Origin of the sequence: Paenibacillus sp. GCM10027628 (assembly GCF_042676385.1) — a bacterium.
Classification (GTDB): Bacteria; Bacillota; Bacilli; order Paenibacillales; family NBRC-103111; genus Paenibacillus_E.
In genome coordinates this window covers 179,722-198,722 of the sequence record NZ_JBHTHA010000036.1, presented here as the reverse complement: position 1 = coordinate 198,722, position 19,001 = coordinate 179,722, and the positions used below count along the sequence as shown (strand labels likewise).

Below are 19,001 nucleotides of genomic sequence, written 5' to 3'. Positions count from 1 at the left end.
AAGAGGTGGAGCATTGAACCAGGAAATCTTCGGACTTCGCTACGATTTTGTATACCGTCATGGCCACTATATGGAGCTATACAGAGAAAAAGGAATTAAGCCGGAAGAGCTTTCCGGGCTGCAACTTCGCATGCTGGAAGCGAACACGATACCTCATCTATTGCCGCTGGAAGTAAAGGAAGTAGATTTTCATATCAGCCTTCTCTACAATTTGAATTCTAAGCGTATGCTCTCCCATGTGTTAAAGGTGGAAGGTTTTACATGTTTACAGTTTGCAAAAGTCCTTTATACCATTGTTTGCACGCTGGAAGAAAGCAGGAATTACATGCTGCATGAAAATGGGTATGTCTTAAAAGATAATTTTATATATATTGGCACAGACTGGTCAGATGTATATTTGACCTACGTGCCTCTTCATCATGAAAATGAGGAAGTCTCCGTTCTAGGTGCGTTAGAATCGTTTAAGATTCAGCTTGCCGATAAGGTGAGGGATGCAGATCAGCGAACGATGGCAATATGGTTGGAACAGCTTTCACAGAATCGAGATTTGACGGACTATAGACAGAAGCTTATTACTTTGATGGATGAAGGTGATTCAAACAAATTTGAATCTATTGAGTTGCCAGCTAACCATAAAATGGGGCCGAATAAAGAATTATTACAAGAAGAGTCAAGAGAGATGCAAAAGGAACCATATAAGGAATTGTTAAACGAGCCTGAAAACGGTTTGCCTAAATCTCTCTGGAATAGAAATGAAGATGCGTTATTTTATAGGGGTGGGGTTCAGGAGGAAAAGGGTAGGAGCGGTAGCGTTCGAGGTACATTTTCGTTTGTTGAAGCCACTCAACGAACACAGATCATCTTCTTAGTTGCATGTTTACTGTTAACGGCTTTTCTATGGCAAAATTATTTGGCGTATCCCTCTTCGGCAATGTTTCGTATCACACTGGGATTGACACTGCTATTTACAGATTTATGGTTTGTGATGAAGTTTAGAGGAATTCCTTGGTATAATGCTGTAAAGAGCTCTGACATTTATTCTGCTTCTGCTGGAGAAGGGAATAGGGGACATTATTTGGAAGAGCCTCAAATTCTCAAATCTTTAAATATTCAAGATCACTACCAGAAACTTCATATGCATACGACTTTACTCGGCAATTCCAAACCGAATGTCACTGTATTTTTAGGCAATAAGCTGAAACGGACACAAGGAGCCCTATTAGAAGTGATGGGGGACGGGGGCATCCAAACCTTTGCATTAGAGAGCAATAGTTTTCTTATTGGCAGGGGGGAGTCAGAGGCGAAGGTTGATTTCGTTCTGGACGAGTCAGGCGTTTCAAGACTGCACGTTGAAATTATGAAAGATGGCGACAAGTTTGGGATCAAAGACTTGGGTTCAACGAACGGAACTTTTTTGAACGGAGAAGCGCTGGTGGCTTATCAAGCTTATCCGCTTCAAGAGGGTGATGTCATACGAATTGTCCGATCTGAGATCACTTTTCGGGAATTTAATTAGGAAAGAAGGGTATTACGAAATGGAGGTTCGTTGCTTACAAGAGACCGATTATACTGAAATCATATCTGTTCTGAACGATTGGTGGGGTGGCCGTCAAATGACGCAACTTTTGCCGCGCTTATTTTTTGAGCATTTTCAGAACACAAGTTTTGTGATTGAACATGATGGTAAAATTGTATCCTTCTTGGTTGGGTTCATTTCTCAAACTCACAGCCACGAAGCGTATATTCACTTTGTCGGGGTTCATCCAGAATTCAGGAAAAACGGACTTGCGCGGCGTCTTTATAAATTATTTTTTAACAAGGTGCGTGGCCATGGCTGCAATACGGTTCGTTGTATAACTTCGCCTGTCAACAAAAATTCGATATTATTCCATCAAAGAATGGGATTTTCTTCATCGATAGCTGTTGACTATGAATCGCCTGGCGAAGATCGAGTTTTGTTTGTAAAAGATTTAACAGATTTGCGAGATTAAGCTTAAAAAATTGAATAGAGGCGTTCTCGACAGTTTTTGACTATTCCCTGTCTGTTACTCGCGATGTTATAATGAGACGTTAAAGAATGACTGGTATCCTTAAACAGACAGGAGTTCGGGTTTACAAGATGAGTCTTTTGACAGTTGAAGATTTAAGTCACAGTTTCGGAGATCGTACCTTATTTAAAAATGTTTCATTCCGCCTACTCGCCGGCGAACGTGTCGGTATAGTTGGAGCGAATGGCGTGGGGAAGTCCACGCTGATGAATATATTGACCGGTAAGGTGCTTAAGGATACAGGCAAGGTGGAGTGGACCCCTCGGGTTCACTATGGCTATTTGGATCAGCATTCTGTTTTGACACCCGGTAAAACGATTCGTGATGTGCTTCGTGATGCGTTCCTGCCTCTGTATGAGCAGGAGAAAGAAATGATGAACATTACGGAGAAGATGAGCGACGCCTCACCTGAGGAGCTTGAAATTTTGCTTGAAGAAATGGGCGAAATTCAAGAGCGTCTGGAGGCGAGCGGTTTCTATTTACTTGATGTCAAGGTTGAAGAGATGGCGAATGGCCTCGGTCTTAACGCAATCGGCCTTGATCGCGACGTAACGGCGTTAAGCGGCGGGCAACGAACGAAAGTTCTTTTGGCAAAGCTATTATTGGAAAAGCCGACCGTCCTGCTGCTGGACGAGCCAACGAACTATTTGGATGTCGATCATATTGAGTGGTTAAAAAACTATCTCAAAGATTATCCATTCGCTTTCATGCTGATTTCCCATGATACTGAATTCATGAATGAAGTTGTAAATGTTGTATATCATTTGGAATTTACGAAGCTGACTCGCTATACGGCGAATTATGAAAAGTTCCTCGATATGGCGGAAATCAACAAAAATCAGCACATCGAAGCCTACGAAAAACAACAGGAATATATCAAACAGCAGGAAGATTTTATTCAACGAAATAAAGCTCGCTATTCAACATCGAGTCGCGCGAAAAGCCGTCAGAAGCAGTTGGAGAAAATAGAGCGTATTGACCGCCCTGAAACAGCTGCGAAGCCGACCTTCGTATTTAAGGAATCCAGAGCGAGCGGTAGAATCGTTTTTGAAGCGGAAAATATGGAAATCGGCTACGACCGCCCGTTACTGCCCAAAATGAATGTTTCGATTGAACGTGGCGAAAAGATCGCCATCGTGGGCTGCAACGGTGTCGGTAAATCGACGTTGCTCAAAACGATTCTTGGTAAAATCGACCCGTTTAACGGTAAAACTTACCGAGGAGATTACTTATCTCCAGCATACTTCGAGCAGGAAGTAAAAGCAGCCGGCATCACACCGATCGACGATGTATGGAATGAGTTCTCTTCCTTGAACCAACATGAAGTAAGAGCAGCACTGGCACGCTGCGGTTTGAAAAACGAACACATCACACGCCCACTGAACATGCTCAGCGGAGGAGAACAAGCAAAAGTAAGACTCTGCAAGCTGCTCATGCGGGAAAGCAATTGGTTGCTTTTTGACGAGCCGACGAACCATTTGGATGTAGTCGCTAAAGAAGAACTGCAGCGTGCTTTGAAAGCATACAAAGGAACGGTCCTGCTTGTTTGTCATGAGCCTGATTTTTATGATGGTTGGGTAACGAGAGTTTGGGATGTGGAAGCATGGTCAGCGAAAGTAGCAAAGTAGGGGGAAAGAATATATGTTAACACATGTTGTATTGTTTAAACTGAAAGATCGGAGTCCGGAATCTGTACAAGCCACCAAACGGGTTCTAACCAATATGGAAGGGAAAATTCCGGTTCTGAAGCACATTGAAGTAGGTACTGATGTTCTGCACCTGGATCGATCCTATGATATCGCATTGATAACCAGATTCGATTCGCTTGAAGATTTAAAAGCGTATGACACGCATCCGCTTCATGAGGAAGTGAAGGTTCATATGAAATCCGTCTTGGACGGAACCTCGGTTTGTGTCGATTTTGAAAGCTAATCCTGTTTGAAAAACGCTGGAAAACAGTGTAGTATCCTTAGAAGAGGCTGCACTGTTTTTTGTGTGTTCAATAGGAAGTTTAAAAAGTCCACTTTGTCCACATCAGAATTACATTCTGATTGGCGAATAAACCTACATCTAAACGCGGTCGAACATCTTCGAATGACTTCGATATAGGTTTATCTCATAACGAAGTAATTCAAGAAGTAACTCGACGTCGAATCTTGGACGAAATCCGGGAAGTCCGGTACTCACATCTCGTTCCGTTCCTCCTTCTCCGGATTTCGTCCAACCTTCTCGATTCTGAAAGCGGACTTTTTAAACACTGTGTTAAAGAGGACTTATACTATGATAAGGGAGGAATCCCGTTTGAAAACGAAACTGAATCAAGCCTATATGACGGAAATACTCGACATGCTGCTGCGGACTCCGAGCCCTACGGGTTACACGCATCACATTATGCGGAAAGTTGAAGATGAGGTAAATAAGCTAGGCTACGAGCTTACTTATACGAATAAAGGGTGCGGAATTGTAACGATTCCCGGCGAGCGGGATGACCGGGTGATCGGCATTTCCGCTCATGTGGATACCCTTGGTGCCATGGTTCGCTCGATTAAAGAAAACGGCACGCTTAAAATGACCTACCTGGGCGGTTTCATGATGGGCGCGATCGAAAATGAATATGTGCAAATTCATACACGTGATGAACGCGTTTACGATGGTACGATCTTGACTTCTCGTCCCTCCGTACACGTCTATGAAGATGCCAGAGAGTTTAAGCGTGACGAGGCCAATATGGAGGTTCGAATAGACGAGCTGGTGAAATCGAAGAAGGATGTCGAAGCCTTGGGCATTCGCGTTGGCGATTACATTTCCTTCGATCCGCGCGTGCAGATCAAAGAAAACGGGTTTGTGAAATCACGGCATTTGGATGATAAAGCAAGCGTTGCTTCCCTGTTTGGACTCTTGAAATGGATAAAAGAAGAAGCAGTTAAACCTACATATACGGTCAAACTCTTCTTCTCTAACTACGAAGAAGTCGGTCATGGTTCCGCATTCATCCCGGAAGAGATAACTGAGCTGATCGCTGTAGATATGGGGGCGCTTGGCGACGATCTTAGCGGCAGCGAGCGGGATGTCTCTATCTGTGCGAAGGACTCTTCCGGTCCGTATGACTATCAGATGACTTCAAAAATGGTTGAACTGGCCGAGAAATTGCAAATCGGTTACGCAGTGGACATTTATCCACGTTACGGATCCGACGCGTCCGCGGCCTTAAGAGGCGGTCGCGACATTCGCGCTGCGCTGGTTGGTCCGGGTGTTCACGCGTCACACAGCATGGAGAGAACGCATATGGATGCAGTAGTGAATACGGCTGCTCTGCTCGCGGCCTATATCATGGAGCCGGCTCAAGCATGAATATTCTAAGCGCACTGAATATAACGAAAACTTATGGCGATAAAGTGTTGTTCGATGACATTTCGTTCACGGTGAACGAGAAGCAGCGCATCGGCCTCATTGGCGTGAACGGCACAGGCAAGTCCACGCTGCTGAAGCTGCTGGCGGGACTGGAAACGGCGGATCGCGGCAAGCTTGTGCACGCGAACCATTTTCGGGTGGAATACCTGCCGCAGAACCCGGAGTTCGATCCGAACTCCACGGTTCTTGAGCAGGTATTCCACGGCGATACGCCGCTCATGCAGACGCTTCGCGACTATGAGCGCGCCCTTGTCGAGCTGGAGCTGGACACCTCCAGCGAGACCAAACAAGCACGGCTGTTCAAAGCCCAGCAGCGCATGGAGGAGCAGGGTGCCTGGGAAGCCAGCACCCTCGCCAAAACCGTGCTGACGCGCCTCGGCATCAGCGACTTCGACAAGCCCGTCGGCCAGCTGTCCGGCGGTCAGCGCAAACGCGTGGCGATGGCTCGCGTATTGATCCAGCCCGCCGATCTGCTCATCCTCGATGAGCCGACGAACCATATCGACAACGAGACGGCCATGTGGCTCGAGGAATTCCTCGGCAAGTGGCGCGGCGCCTTGCTGCTCGTTACGCATGACCGGTACTTCCTAGAGCGGGTGACCAACCGCATCCTCGAGCTGGACCGGGGCAAGATCTACAGCTACGAGGGCAACTACGAGGCGTTCCTCGAGAAGAAGGCGGAGCGGATGGAATCCGAAGCCGCCAGCGAAGACAAGCGGCAGAACTTGCTGCGCCGCGAGCTCGCTTGGCTCCGTCGCGGCGCGAAGGCGCGCACGACGAAACAAAAGGCGCGCATTCAGCGCGCCGAAGAACTCCGGGACCGCAAGGTCGACGGTCCCGCGGAAAAGCTCGACATGGCGCTGGCCGGCAGCCGCCTGGGCAAAAAGGTGATGGAGCTGGAAGCCATCACCAAAGCTTTCACAAGCGGGAAGCCGCTCATCAGCGGCTTTAGCTACATCGTGATGCCTAATGATCGTCTCGGCATCATCGGATCGAACGGCAGCGGCAAGTCGACGCTGCTGAATATGCTTGCCGGGCGTATCCAGCCCGACAGCGGCACAATCGAGACCGGCCAAACGGTCAAGCTGGCCTACTATACGCAAGAGAATGTCGAAATGGACGAAAAGATGCGCGTCATCGAGTACGTGAAGGAAGCGGCGGAGGTCATTCGCACAGCCGACGGAGAATCCATTTCGGCAGCGCAGATGCTCGAGCGTTTCCTCTTCTCGCCAACGCTGCAATGGTCGCCAATCGGCAAATTGTCCGGGGGAGAGAAGCGCAGACTTTACTTGCTGCGCACATTGATGGGCGAGCCTAACGTGCTGCTCCTTGATGAGCCGACGAACGATTTGGACATCCAAACGTTAACGATTCTGGAAGACTATCTGGAGAGCTTTCCCGGAGCGGTCATCACAGTTTCCCATGACCGCTATTTTTTGGACCGGACGTGTACGCATCTGTTTGCTTTTGAAGGGAATGGTCGAATCGAACCGTTCATCGGCAATTACTCCGATTATTTGGAGGAGAAGCGTCAAGAGGAAGAAGCGGAGCAAGCGCGCAAGGAAACCGTGAAGAACATAGCTTCAACGAAGTCAAGCACCGCTACTGCAAGCACTCCAACAACGTCCAACCCAGCAAGCGGAACCGGAACTCGCCCTAAAAAGCTCACGTTTAAAGAACAGAAAGAATGGGACGAAATCGAGAGTGTAATAGCTGCGTTAGAGGAAAAGGCTGCAAATTTGAAGAAGCAAATTGAAGCGGCAGGAAGCGATTTTGACCGCGTTCGGGATCTGTACGAAGAAGAGCAGACAACGGCTGCAGAGCTGGAAACAGCAATGGAGCGCTGGACATATTTATCCGAGCTTGTCGAAGAAATAGCACGAAATAAGTAGAGACTTTCTTCTCCGAACAAAGGTCCCAAAAAGGAGAGACTTTCTTCTCCGAACAAAGGTCCCTATATATGGTATAATAGAATCAAACTAATATAAAGGCAGGTATGTATTCTCAATGATTAATGTGAATAACGTGACGCTTCGTTACGGCAAAAGAGCGCTTTTCGAGGACGTCAATATTAAATTTACTCCAGGCAACTGTTACGGTCTGATCGGTGCGAACGGCGCGGGGAAATCTACATTTCTAAAAATTCTTTCCGGTGAGATTGAGCCGAATACTGGTGAAGTCAGCATTACGCCAGGCGAAAGAATGGCGGTCTTGAAACAAAATCATTATGAATTTGACGAAGTAGAAGTACTGAAAACAGTCATCATGGGCCACGCCCGCTTGTATAAAATTATGGAAGAGAAAGATGCGATTTATGCGAAAGCAGACTTCTCTGAAGAAGATGGGATGAGAGCGGCTGAGCTGGAAGGCGAGTTCCAGGATTTGGACGGCTGGCAGGCGGAGTCGGATGCGGCTGAACTACTGATTGGTCTCGGTATTCCAACCTCATTGCATGATACGAAAATGAAAGATCTTGACGGCAATGAGAAGGTTCGTGTACTTTTGGCTCAAGCATTGTTCGGTAATCCGAACATTCTGCTCCTCGATGAGCCTACCAACCATTTGAACTTGGAATCGATTCGCTGGTTAGAGAATTTCTTGGCTCGTTTTGAAGGTACGGTTATTGTGGTATCCCATGATCGCTACTTCTTGAATCAAGTGTGTACGCATATCGCAGACATCGATTTCGGTAAAATCCAGATGTACGTCGGTAACTATGACTTCTGGTATGAGTCCAGTCAACTTGCGCTTCGTCTTGCCCGCGATGCGAACAAGAAAACCGAGGAGAAGCGTAAAGAGCTGGAAGCTTTCATTGCACGATTCAGCGCGAACGCCTCCAAGTCGAAACAAGCGACTTCCCGTAAAAAACAGCTTGAAAAGCTTACTCTTGAAGACATTAAGCCATCAAGCCGTAAGTACCCGTTTATCAATTTCAAATCCGAGCGTGAAGCCGGTAAGCAATTGCTTGCAGTTGAAGGTCTTACGAAAACAATTGATGGAGTGAAGGTGCTGAATAATCTCACTTTCACGATCAATAAAGGGGACAAAGTCGCTTTTGTCGGACCGGATGGAATCGCGAAAACGACACTGTTCAAAATTATTATGGGCGAGTTGGAAGCGGACGAAGGCAGCTACACATGGGGCGTAACAACTTCACAGGCATACTTCCCTAAAGATAGCCAAGATTATTTCAACGTGGATATGAACTTGGTTGACTGGCTTCGTCAGTATTCCAAAGACCAGGATGAGTCTTTCTTGCGCGGTTTCTTAGGCCGCATGCTGTTCTCCGGCGAAGAAGCGCTGAAAAAAGCAAATGTCCTTTCCGGAGGCGAAAAAGTACGCTGCATGTTCTCAAAAATGATGCTTAGCGGTTCAAACGTGCTTATTCTCGATGAGCCGACGAACCATTTGGATTTGGAGTCCATTACCGCGTTGAACAACGGCCTGGTCGATTTCGACGGTACGATTCTGTTCGTCTCCCATGACCATCAATTTATCCAAACGATCGCTAACCGCGTGATGGAAATTACGCCAAACGGTCTTATCGATAAGATGATTACGTACGACGAGTACCTGGACAGCGAAGATGTGAAAAAACAGCGCGAAACCCTTTACACTTAAGTGTACAAATGCAAAAAGCGCCCTGATCCGATACTTATCAGGGCGCTCTTTACGTCTTTACTAGCTGCCGCCGGTACGACGACGTTGATTGTTTACTTTTTTTGTCATTTGGCTTTTAGCCGTTTGATTGCCTAATCCGCCATGTTTAGGGTTTGCTTTTTGAGCGGCTTGCTCCGCTTTCTTCTGAGCGAGTTTTTGCTTAATCGCATCAGCTAAGCTAACTTTTTTCTGACCTGCTTGCTCCGTGAGCTGATCTTCGGGCTTGTCTGACAATGTAACACCTTCTTTACGTGATATGCTTTCAAAGGTTGTTTAAAAAATTCACTTTTATAACGATGATGAATCAGGATGTAAATCAGCATCGAATCTTGAACGAATCCGGGAAGTCCGGTCCACTACGCTCCGTTCCTCCTTCTCCGGAGTTCGCCCAACCTTCTCGGTTCTAAAAGCGAACTTTTTTAAACTCGCATTTTTAGTATAATCGAATCAAAGGAAAGATGAAAGAAGGTGTGCCTTTGTTTGATCCCACGATATATGAGAATGTGAAGGTCGTGCTCGAAGGTGCTGTGTATGATCTGGATTTGGCCGGGGAAATTTTGGTGACTCGGCGGGCGGATCTGATCGACTTGTCTTCGATGTCACGGACGTATGCCATCGAGTTTACCAAGAAAACGTATCGGCCGAGCAAAGCAGAGATCAATCTGCATGTGCATCTTAGCGATCTGGCGGCTGAGATTCTGGAAAATCCTGCGGCTACACCCGGTTGCACGCTGGAAGTGCGGCTTTTCACTAAAGTTCATCATCCGGAAGCGGAATGTCCAGTCATCGAGAAACAGCTCCATACGATTTGGAATCATCGGCCCCAAATAACCCAGCAGCTTTCTTTTACCTTTGAGGCATCGTCTCCCGGCAGTTACAGGAATCAAATTACGTTGTCATTTGGCCGTAAAATCGATGAGAGCCATATTGACGATTTTCCAATGCTGATCGACTGTGCCGTGGAAAGTTTAACCTGGTTAGACGTACGAGGTGGCTAGCATGAAGGAACTGTCGCAAGAAGATCTGCTGGAACAAATGACACCAGGTAAAGCAGAATCGTTAGCTGTATTTTTGTACACGCCATTTTGTGGAACGTGCAAGGTAACGGAGCGTATGCTGAACATCATTCTAACGATGCAGCCAACATTGCCGCTCGCCAAGAGCAATATTAATTTTTTACCGAAACTTACGCATGAATGGCAAATAAGCAGTGTACCATGTATAGTCGTTTTTGAAAGCGGGAAAGGCGTGCGTTTCATTTACCGCATGCAATCGGTGGATGAGCTTTATCGCCGGTTACTGCCGCTAATACAATCCTAATATTTAGAGGTTGGAGGTTATTTGTAATGAATACTGGATCTTTTCAAGCAGGAGATCGCGTTATCGCTGAGTATAAAACTGGGGTTTACTATGGGGAAGTGGTGGAGGTTACCCATTCATTAAAAGCCGCCGTCCGTATATTAGCTGTGAAAGATCATCCGACACAAGGAGATTTGCACAATCCCATGGATCCGTCGGTTGCTTTTTTTCATCAACGCCGTGCGTTATCGTTTCAAGAAATTGCGCTTATGCCTATCTCGACGATTCGACCTTTTGCCGGGGTTGTGCCTGACTATCAAGAATCTCTGAAGAGAGCGCTTTTGGCGCAAATCAGTAAGCTGTCGGACATGGAGGCATGGGCACGACGCTCTCTGCAGGAGCTTGAACAGTTAGGGAAAGAGTATTTCCCGATACAAAATTAAGAAACTTCAAGGTATAATTTGGTGCCGTCGTTATATTTAAAAATCGCTACATCACCAATGATCTCAATGAATGAGATCATTTTTAATTTCCTGCGAAATTCAAAATGAAGTTCTAATTCCTTCAGTTTTTTCGACAGCAGATCCATCTGAGAATGCTTGTGGGTGTAATTCAGCACAGGAATTGTTTTATTGATGAATTTGATGGATATTGCTTGCATACTTATCCCTCCTCGAGCTTCGCCTTATGATTTTAGGATACATTTCAAATGTTAGATATGTTTGTGGATGGCTATTAAAAAAGTATAAGTCTTATCAATGTATTCCATCGATTTTGTCCGCATTCTGCAAGAATAACGCGTAATTGTACTCGTCATTGAATCTAGCACTGATTTTAAAGGATTCCTGTTGCGGGGAAGGGACCCCAGATTTATAATAAGAAAGATTGCATACTAACAAGTTTTGGGGGTTATTCGAAAATGACGGCACAACATCCGATTCGCATTGGAATTATCGGTTCCGGCAACATTGGGAATGTACATATGGAAGTGTTAAAGCAAGTTCCGGAGGCGCAAATCGCGGCGGTAACCGATGTGTACCTGCCTTTAGCGGAAGCAAGAGCTAAAGAACATCAAATTGAGAATGTCTATGCAAGCACGGATCAGCTGTTAGCAGACAGTTCCATCGATGCGGTTGTCATTGCGGTTTCAAATGAATGGCATGCGCCTATTGCGGTACAAGCGCTCCACGCCGGCAAGCATGTTATGCTCGAAAAGCCAATGGCGATTAATCTGGAATCTGCGAAGCAAATCGTGGAAGCAGAACGCAAAGCGGGCAAGGTGCTGATGATCCCGCACCAATTGCGCTGGGAGTCCTTATCAATGCAAGTCAAGCAGCAGGCGGAAAAAGGCGCCCTTGGTCATATTTACCATGCCAAAGCGGGTTGGGTGAGACGTAAGGGCATTCCCGGATGGGGCACCTGGTTTACGCAAATGGATAAATCCGGCGGCGGCCCGCTCATTGATCTTGGCGTTCACATGCTGGATTTATCGCTTTATTTAATGGGCAACCCTAAGCCTGTATCGGTTTATGGAGCCACGTATGCCGAATTCGGTCCAAGGAAAAAAGGAATCGGCTCCTGGGGCGCTCCGAACTGGAACGGTCATTACGATGTTGAAGATTTAGCGACGGCGCTGATTAAGATGGATAACGGCGCTACCTTATCGCTGGATGTAAGTTGGGCAGCGCTCGTCGACACCGATAATCAGCCCTATGTGCAGCTGCTCGGTTCCGAAGGCGGTGCTTCCATTCGCGGCGCGAAAGGCAAATTGATGGCGGAAATGTTTGATCGTGAAGCTGACGTCGAGTTAAGCATTCCTGATCGAGATGAAGGATCGCGGGTCCGTATGGCGAAACATTTTTTGGCTTGTATTCGCGATGGCGCTGCGCCGATTACTTCAGTCATGACAGGATACACCAATAATTTGATCCTGGATGCGATTTACCGTTCGTCGCAAACGGGCCGAGAAGTACAACTGAACTGGGACATCTAGAAGACAGGAGCTGCAAGTAGTGAACTGGGAGTTGTTTAGCATTATCGGCACGATTGCTTTCGCGGTGAGCGGGGCTATTGTTGCCATGGAAGAAGAATACGATATTCTTGGGGTCTACGTACTTGGGCTCGTTACGGCTTTCGGCGGGGGCGTTATCCGAAATCTGTTAATCGGGAAGCCAATCGTTCTGCTCTGGGAGCAAGGAATCAACTTCCAAATTGCTTTATTTGCAATGACGCTTGTGTTTTTCTTACCTGTTCGATACATCCGGTTATGGAAAACGTGGGAAGCCTTCTTTGACGCGATCGGGTTAGCCGCTTTCTCCATCCAGGGAGCACTGTATGCGACGAATATGGGCCATCCGCTAAGCGCCATTATCGTGGCGGCTGTTCTTACCGGAATTGGCGGGGGCATGATTAGAGATGTATTGGCCGGACGCAAGCCGCTTGTGCTTAAAGATGAGATCTATGCGGTGTGGGGCATGCTGGCCGGTGCTTTGGTCGGTCTAGGTTGGGCGCAGGGCGCTTGGCAGTTGGCTGTTCTATTTGTCCTAATTGTCATCCTAAGAATGTTATCCGTAATCAATAAATGGAAGCTCCCCAAACGTTCTCTTAGAAATGCAGTCTCCAATCACGCGTTGGCGGAGAGCTCGAGGAAAAGATCGGAAATGTAACTGGAGAGGGGGATTAGAACGATGGATATATCTTTACAACACCAGCAAAAAATTGCGGCCGAAACGCTCGAATCTCGAATCATTACCGTCAAGGGGCTTCATCAAACCGAATTGGAGAGCTATGAAGTTGCAAAAGACCAGGAAACAGGCGAACACTACCTTCATTACGCCTATATGCACCGGGATTTCACGAATACGGGAGAACCGGAAACGTTTCACCATTTACTGCCCATTGACAGTGATGACGTGCTAGGTCTTGTTTTCGGAGAGCAAGCTTTCGAGTTCCCGGCGAATTGGAACAAACCGTTTTTGCGGAATGGTCCGGAGGGCTTTTACATTTGGTTTGATCCCGCTCATGAAGTTGAGCACCAGAAGGATGAAGCGATTGCAGCCGATCTCATGCAAAAATTGCAAATGTTTCGGGAGCAGGGTACCGTCGACCCGGATTCAGTCCGCAAGCTGCTAGAAGAGCTGGACGAAACCCGCAAAAAAGAAGAATAATATTTAACAAAGCCTAAGAAAAGCTTATTACCGATTTCAATATCGGTGGTAGGCTTTTTTGATTCAGACGAATAGCTTTCCTTCCCTAGGCGCATCATAGCAACGAACTTATGTAGAGGAGGTTTCACATTGGCCAAGCAATTTTCCGCTGAGGACGCTGACCGACTTAACTTTCACGATGTTACGGAAGATGAAGTGAAAAAAGTGCCGGCTACGACTAACGTTGATGAAGCTGTTGAAGCGATCACTGCTCATATAAACAAGTATGATGTGCCTGAAGAAGATGAAAACCGATAGGTTTGGAGCTAATAACCAGATATGAATTACATTTGTCAACATTGTGAAAAAGAAACTGAATCCGATGCGGCGCATAGTATTACGGTTTACCAAAATGACGGGATCGAAGATCACTATGAAGTATTGTGCAGCATGTGCTATACCGAATGGCTTCAATCCTTAAAAGGATAATTCAGAGTGGTTGAAAACCTGGAAGAGAGCTTCACAGCGTGGTATCACTACTGTGACTCTCTTTTTTGTTTCCGCCGGACGTAAACTTTCGATCCCTTTGTATGGTAAAAATCAGGACATTTGTCCATATTAACATTATGGATTGATGTGAAGAGAGGGGGCAAAAAAAATCATGGGTTTAGAGTCATATCATTTTGCCGATTTGGGTAATCATGAGGACTTGCTGCAGGAGCTTCGCAACTTGGAATCGCGGATGAAGCATGAGCTCGGTTATGATATCGCTTTGATTGCGTATACGCAGGATAAGGATGGAATTGAGAAATAATGAAGCATGGACCAACGAATCGAAGGAAGGGATTAGAGTGAACAAACGACTTGTCAAAATGGTACTGATAGCCGGCTTGGTCTTTACCATGACGGCTTGCGCTCAAGGAAGCCCGCGTAATGAAGCTGGAGCTGGCTCTACCCGGCCTAACGTCGGAAGTTGGGATGCCGATTCGCGCAATAATGAAAACCCGTCCATTGGAGTCAAAAGCGTGAATCCATCGCCTGGACCAACCATGGCTCCCGCAACGCTAGATAATACCAAAGCGCATATGAACGCCCACTTGTCGATGAACCGCGATTTAGCAGACCGTATTATCCAGGCCGCTCATGTTGGGAATACGGCTGTGGCCATTACAGACCGTAACATTTATGTTGCGGTTGACCTGGGTGGCATGCAGGCGATGGGGATAAACGAGAAAGAACAGATGCTTAGTAAAAGCAATGACCCGGAAAAGGGCGAAGGGCTGTTTGCTACGGGAGCCGGAGCTCAAATGGATTGGATTTCAACCAGACCGTTGCCTTCGGAAACGGCAAATGCGATCAGACATACGATATCCCGCGTATATCCGGATGCAAACATTTTTATTTCAGCAAATCCCCATTTTGTCAATCGGATGCTGTTCTATGACGGTCAACAGGGGAAGAACAAAAGGATGGACGCTTATTTAAACGAATTCAATACAATGATTCAGTACGCTTTCCCCCACTACTCGACAGGCCAAAATAATTTGATGACAAAGTAAAAGTTGATGTTTATTCCTAGGAAGGTTAGGCATAATAAATTGCGGCAGTTTTAGAACTGTTATTTATGCAAAACCCTAAGGAGGAATAAGAACCGTGCATCAAATCGCTCAACAAATTGGCCAATGCCAGCAAATCATTTCTCAATTGATCGCGCAAACACAGCAGGCTAACGCTATGTATCAGCAAATGAGACAGCAAGAACAGCAAAATGCACAGCAGCTTCAACAATTGGCGCAACGAGAGCAGCAGGCTGTTCAAATGATCGATCATGCGCTTCAAGGCCATGCCCAAGCTTTACAGCAAATGCAGCAGTGTTTACAAATGTGCGCGCAATTGGAACAGGCCGTCCACCAGCAGATGATTGCGAATCAGGCGGCACAAAATCCATACATGAGCCCCAATGCTCAAGCTTATCAGCGTCATTAGGATTAATCCGTTCATTCCTCAGTCGTCTTAGGACGAACTGGGGTTTTTAACATGGAGCTATCATCGTAGAAAAGAAGAGGGATAACAATGCTTAAACAGTATTTTGCGGAAGTGAAACTGCAGGAGAACGATTCCTTAAGTGAAGCGCTGGAAGAGCTTGTAAATGAAGCGGAGAATCAATATCATACGCCCTATGTGGAGGTATATCAAGTCATCCAGAGGGGAGACGACGCGTTCACCGTCATTTTAAATATGGACTTCCCTGGCGTAGATGCGAAAGTATGAACCGATTCAAGGTCCGCGCGTACTGCAGTTCCCGGGATTGTGAATATGTTCATAAAGACGATGTGGTTCAAGCGATTAACTATGAGACAGCTTACGGATTGGCCATGGTTTATAATGAAGCGTCGACAAAACCTATATGTCCGATATGCGGGAAACCCATGGCTTTTTACTCGCATGTCGTGTTAGATGAACCCTGGCTGCCTTGGGGTGAAGCTTGACAACAGAGGTTGCCTGATAAATAGTAGGAATACTAGGGGATCAGGAAAGGAAACGATGATTATGTTGTCATTAGGAATACCCTCTGAAATATTGCAGCGTATAGAACAAAGTAAACAGTATACCCAAGAGAGACTTACAGCAGAAGACCGCAAGCTGGTAGGTTCAGCTGAATTTGAGAATCCGCGCGAGGAAGTCTTGCAGGATGCGGTTATTGCACTAGTCTTAGGCAAAAATGTGCTGCTTAAAGGACCTACCGGATCAGGTAAAACCAAGCTTGCCGAACACATCTCCGCACTTTTTGGTCAGCCTTTGCATGCAGTGAATTGTTCTACGGATCTTGACGCGGAAGCACTGCTGGGTTTTAAAACATTAACCTACGATGAACAAGGTAACTCTCGCATTGAGTTTATTCCCGGTCCTGTAGTGAAGGCGATGACCAAAGGGCACTTCCTTTACATAGATGAAATTAATATGGCAAAACCGGAGACGCTGCCGCTCATTAATGGAGTTTTGGATCATCGGAGATCGATTACGAATCCCTTTACAGGGGAGGTCATTACGGCACATGCCGATTTTCATGTCATCGCGGCCATTAATGAAGGTTATATCGGTACGGTACCGCTGAATGAAGCATTGAAGAACCGTTTTGTTACCATAGATGTGCCTTATTTGCAAGGCGCTTCACTGCTGGAGTTGTTGAGAAGCAAATCCGTTTTGCAGGAGGAAAAGCTGCTTAAAATCTTCGTACAATTGTCGGCTGATCTATTAACGTTAATTGAGATGGGGCAGTTGCCGGATGAAGCAGGTTCGATTCGTGCGCTGCTGGATGCTTGTGATTTGAGTGCATACATACCTCCCGTTCGGGCCGTTGCACGGGCGATCGCCGATAAATTGGAGGATGAAAGGGAACGTGCTGCCGTCATGAATACGGCGGAAACGTTGTTCTAACGGTATGTTTGTCGGCAAATTGAGCTTGTTGGATGATAAAATCGATTCCCTTCTCCACATGCAGCTTGTGGATCTGGCTCGCCTGTTTACCCAACGTAAAGAACTCGAAGTCGAGCCAGCTTTTCACGCTACTTATGAAGAAGCGGAGGGACGAATAACCGTAAGTCAGTTTTGGAGGGATTTTGACACAGAGGATAAGATAGCTGGGATGAAAAGCGATGTATACCTGCGAGGCATCGGTAGTGCCTGGTATACAGGATCAGAAGCTGTGAAAGCCTATTTCACGTATGCTCAATCTGTGACCCTCCCGAAGCTTGCTAATCAATTGTTTGCGTTATGCGAAGATATGCGATTGGAGCGAATATGCCGAAAGCGACGACCGGGAACGGTGCGTGTGTTTAAGCATCGGCATCGCATTCTTACAGCGTATTATCAACATAAATTACGAATGCACCTGCAAAAGGGAGAACAGGCGGAAGCGATCATTCTGCTGATCTATGGCTGGTTCACAGGCGTTGAAGGGACCATCATGCAGGAAGTGCAGGATGAGGAATGGGTATCCCGACTGTCTGGCATCTATATGTTGCTGGAACAAGTTGAGGGGGCAGAACATACGACGGAGGTTGCGGCTTGCTGCGAGGCGATAATGGATTCGCTGGTCTATTGGCTGGAGCGGGATGCTCAAGCGCAATATTTTTGGATGCAGCCGGGCAGCGGCGTGGAGAAACCGCTGCCAGCGCGTTATGAAGGCGAGTTGAAGCGGGCGAAACGACTCGCTAATGATGATGTGCTCCCCGAGAAGAAGGGGGAGCGACAGCTTCCGGGCCAAGAGCGTATGCCGACTTGGCACCGTGAAAGCAGCGACCGCAGCCCCGGCTTGCTGCGGTTCGAGCTCGAGCGCGGCTCCCGCATGGCCGCGCCCGGCGATGCGCCGCGCGAAGGCGACGCCGCGGACCAAGCGCTCGCGATCGCGCAGGGCCGATCGCTGCGCGCGCAGCGCACCGGCGCCGCCGGCGGCGAGCGGCGCCAAAGCCTCGGCGTGCCCGCAGCCGCGGGGCACGGGGAGGGCGCCGTCAACGCTGCGGCGACGGCGACGTGGCTGGCGCCTGAGCGGCCGACTGCTGCGCAGGAGGCCGCCTACAGGCACCTCAGCGAGCGCGTGGCGCCGCTCGCGAAGCCCTTGCAGCGTGCGATTCGGCGCACGCTGGAGCGGAAGCGGATCGCGCCGCAGGGCGATCGGCTGTTTGGGCGGCTCGACAAGCGGCTGACGCGAGCCGTCACGCAAGAAGCACCGCGCCTTTTCTATAAGAAGCGCGCGCCCGTGCCCCAACTCGACGCGGCGTTCGCGCTGCTCGTCGATTGCTCTGCGTCCATGTATGACAAGATGGACGAAACCAAGCTCGGTCTCGTGCTGTTCCACGAGACCCTGCGCGAGCTGCGAATCCCCCACGAGGTGGTGGGATTCTGGGAAGACGCCGACCGTGTCACGGAGCAGGAAGCGCCGAACCTGTTCCAGGTTGCGGTCGACTTCGGCTCCTCCTGCACGGCCGGACGCGGCGCGGCTCTGCTGCAGCTTGAGCCGCAGCAAGACAATCGCGACGGCTTTGCGATCCGTCGCATGACAGACCGGCTGCTGCGGCGCCCGGAACGGCAGCGTATTCTACTGGTGTTCTCGGATGGCGAGCCGTCGGCAGCGAATTACAACGATGCAGGCATCCTCGACACTTATGAAGCCGTACTACAAGCCAGACGCGTAGGCATTGAAGTGATTAGCGTCTTTTTAGCCAGCGGTACTGTGCATGAAACGCAGCGTATAACGATGCGCAATATGTATGGGCGCAGCAGCATCGTAGTGCCTAATGTGGAGGAACTGCCTCAGCAATTAACGCCGATTTTGCGCAAACTGTTGTTGAAATCTATCTTTTAGCAATTAAATCCTTTACAATGGAACAGGATGTCGATTCAGATCGAAACCCGGCACATAACGGGTTACCATTTC

General features: G+C 47.8%; 22 protein-coding genes. 20 read left to right on the top strand and 2 right to left on the bottom strand.

The window, feature by feature from the left end; all coding sequences use genetic code 11:
- Window positions 1-13: 13 nt before the first annotated feature.
- From ACFQZT_RS23830 to ACFQZT_RS23800, 7 genes are all read left to right on the top strand, one after another.
- The gene (locus ACFQZT_RS23830; RefSeq protein WP_379303838.1) at window positions 14-1,516 is read left to right on the top strand and encodes a DUF6382 domain-containing protein; all 1,503 of its coding nucleotides are present in this window, start codon (window positions 14-16) and stop codon (window positions 1,514-1,516) included.
- Window positions 1,517-1,535: 19 nt separating this feature from the next.
- Window positions 1,536-1,991, top strand: coding sequence for a GNAT family N-acetyltransferase (locus ACFQZT_RS23825; protein ID WP_379303836.1), 456 nt, complete (start codon window positions 1,536-1,538; stop codon window positions 1,989-1,991).
- Window positions 1,992-2,119: 128 nt separating this feature from the next.
- Entirely contained in the window at window positions 2,120-3,676 is a 1,557-nt protein-coding gene (locus ACFQZT_RS23820; protein ID WP_379303834.1) for an ABC-F family ATP-binding cassette domain-containing protein, read from the top strand.
- A 13-nt stretch (window positions 3,677-3,689) separates the two neighbouring features.
- Complete coding sequence (locus ACFQZT_RS23815) at window positions 3,690-3,980, top strand: Dabb family protein (RefSeq protein WP_379303832.1); 291 nt, start codon at window positions 3,690-3,692, stop codon at window positions 3,978-3,980.
- 369 nt (window positions 3,981-4,349) lie between these two features.
- Window positions 4,350-5,399, top strand: a complete 1,050-nt coding sequence (locus ACFQZT_RS23810; RefSeq protein WP_379303830.1) for a M42 family metallopeptidase — start codon at window positions 4,350-4,352, stop codon at window positions 5,397-5,399.
- Window positions 5,396-7,351 (top strand): ABC-F family ATP-binding cassette domain-containing protein, encoded by a 1,956-nt coding sequence (locus ACFQZT_RS23805; RefSeq protein ID WP_379303828.1) that lies wholly within the window; start codon window positions 5,396-5,398, stop codon window positions 7,349-7,351. The genes ACFQZT_RS23810 and ACFQZT_RS23805 overlap by 4 nt, the downstream gene beginning before the upstream one ends.
- Before the next feature lie 115 nt (window positions 7,352-7,466).
- Entirely contained in the window at window positions 7,467-9,080 is a 1,614-nt protein-coding gene (locus ACFQZT_RS23800; protein ID WP_379303826.1) for an ABC-F family ATP-binding cassette domain-containing protein, read from the top strand.
- A gap of 60 nt (window positions 9,081-9,140) precedes the next feature.
- On the opposite strand, the gene ACFQZT_RS23795 is transcribed toward ACFQZT_RS23800, so the two are convergent.
- Entirely contained in the window at window positions 9,141-9,353 is a 213-nt protein-coding gene (locus tag ACFQZT_RS23795) for a hypothetical protein (protein ID WP_379303824.1), read from the bottom strand.
- 242 nt (window positions 9,354-9,595) lie between these two features.
- Between ACFQZT_RS23795 and ACFQZT_RS23790 the strand changes: the two genes are divergently transcribed.
- The 3 genes from ACFQZT_RS23790 to kapB are packed head-to-tail and all read left to right on the top strand — an operon-like array spanning window position 9,596 to window position 10,861.
- Window positions 9,596-10,117 carry a hypothetical protein gene (locus tag ACFQZT_RS23790; RefSeq protein ID WP_379303822.1) on the top strand — a complete coding sequence of 174 codons (522 nt, stop codon included), beginning with the start codon at window positions 9,596-9,598 and terminating at the stop codon, window positions 10,115-10,117.
- Window position 10,118: 1 nt separating this feature from the next.
- Window positions 10,119-10,439: a thioredoxin family protein gene (locus ACFQZT_RS23785; RefSeq protein WP_379303820.1), complete on the top strand. Its 321-nt coding sequence runs from the start codon at window positions 10,119-10,121 to the stop codon at window positions 10,437-10,439.
- 26 nt (window positions 10,440-10,465) lie between these two features.
- On the top strand, window positions 10,466-10,861 hold the full coding sequence (gene kapB, locus ACFQZT_RS23780) for a kinase-associated lipoprotein KapB (protein ID WP_379303818.1): 396 nt from the start codon (window positions 10,466-10,468) through the stop codon (window positions 10,859-10,861).
- Here the strand turns inward: kapB and ACFQZT_RS23775 are convergent.
- Window positions 10,858-11,079, bottom strand: coding sequence for a hypothetical protein (locus tag ACFQZT_RS23775; RefSeq protein WP_379303816.1), 222 nt, complete (start codon window positions 11,077-11,079; stop codon window positions 10,858-10,860). The two genes, kapB and ACFQZT_RS23775, sit on opposite strands and share 4 nt — an antisense overlap.
- A 258-nt stretch (window positions 11,080-11,337) precedes the next feature.
- On the opposite strand from ACFQZT_RS23775, the gene ACFQZT_RS23770 reads away from it, so the two are divergent.
- The 10 genes from ACFQZT_RS23770 to ACFQZT_RS23725 all read left to right on the top strand — a co-directional run bounded on the left by ACFQZT_RS23770 (window position 11,338) and on the right by ACFQZT_RS23725 (window position 18,929).
- A complete protein-coding gene (locus tag ACFQZT_RS23770; RefSeq protein WP_379303814.1) occupies window positions 11,338-12,411 on the top strand; it encodes a Gfo/Idh/MocA family protein in 1,074 nt (357 codons plus the stop codon).
- Window positions 12,412-12,430: 19 nt separating this feature from the next.
- Entirely contained in the window at window positions 12,431-13,084 is a 654-nt protein-coding gene (locus ACFQZT_RS23765; protein ID WP_379303812.1) for a trimeric intracellular cation channel family protein, read from the top strand.
- A 21-nt stretch (window positions 13,085-13,105) separates the two neighbouring features.
- Complete coding sequence (locus ACFQZT_RS23760) at window positions 13,106-13,585, top strand: hypothetical protein (protein ID WP_379303810.1); 480 nt, start codon at window positions 13,106-13,108, stop codon at window positions 13,583-13,585.
- Between the two features lie 129 nt (window positions 13,586-13,714).
- Window positions 13,715-13,882, top strand: coding sequence for a hypothetical protein (locus ACFQZT_RS23755; RefSeq protein ID WP_379303808.1), 168 nt, complete (start codon window positions 13,715-13,717; stop codon window positions 13,880-13,882).
- A gap of 343 nt (window positions 13,883-14,225) precedes the next feature.
- On the top strand, window positions 14,226-14,378 hold the full coding sequence (locus ACFQZT_RS23750) for a hypothetical protein (RefSeq protein WP_379303806.1): 153 nt from the start codon (window positions 14,226-14,228) through the stop codon (window positions 14,376-14,378).
- Window positions 14,379-14,415: 37 nt separating this feature from the next.
- Window positions 14,416-15,123, top strand: a complete 708-nt coding sequence (locus ACFQZT_RS23745; RefSeq protein WP_379303804.1) for a hypothetical protein — start codon at window positions 14,416-14,418, stop codon at window positions 15,121-15,123.
- 94 nt (window positions 15,124-15,217) lie between these two features.
- Entirely contained in the window at window positions 15,218-15,550 is a 333-nt protein-coding gene (locus tag ACFQZT_RS23740; RefSeq protein WP_379303802.1) for a hypothetical protein, read from the top strand.
- A gap of 87 nt (window positions 15,551-15,637) precedes the next feature.
- Window positions 15,638-15,835, top strand: coding sequence for a hypothetical protein (locus ACFQZT_RS23735; RefSeq protein ID WP_379303800.1), 198 nt, complete (start codon window positions 15,638-15,640; stop codon window positions 15,833-15,835).
- 273 nt (window positions 15,836-16,108) lie between these two features.
- Window positions 16,109-17,002, top strand: a complete 894-nt coding sequence (locus ACFQZT_RS23730; RefSeq protein WP_379303798.1) for an ATP-binding protein — start codon at window positions 16,109-16,111, stop codon at window positions 17,000-17,002.
- Window positions 17,003-17,006: 4 nt separating this feature from the next.
- On the top strand, window positions 17,007-18,929 hold the full coding sequence (locus ACFQZT_RS23725) for a nitric oxide reductase activation protein NorD (protein ID WP_379303796.1): 1,923 nt from the start codon (window positions 17,007-17,009) through the stop codon (window positions 18,927-18,929).
- The last annotated feature ends 72 nt before the right edge of the window (window positions 18,930-19,001 follow it).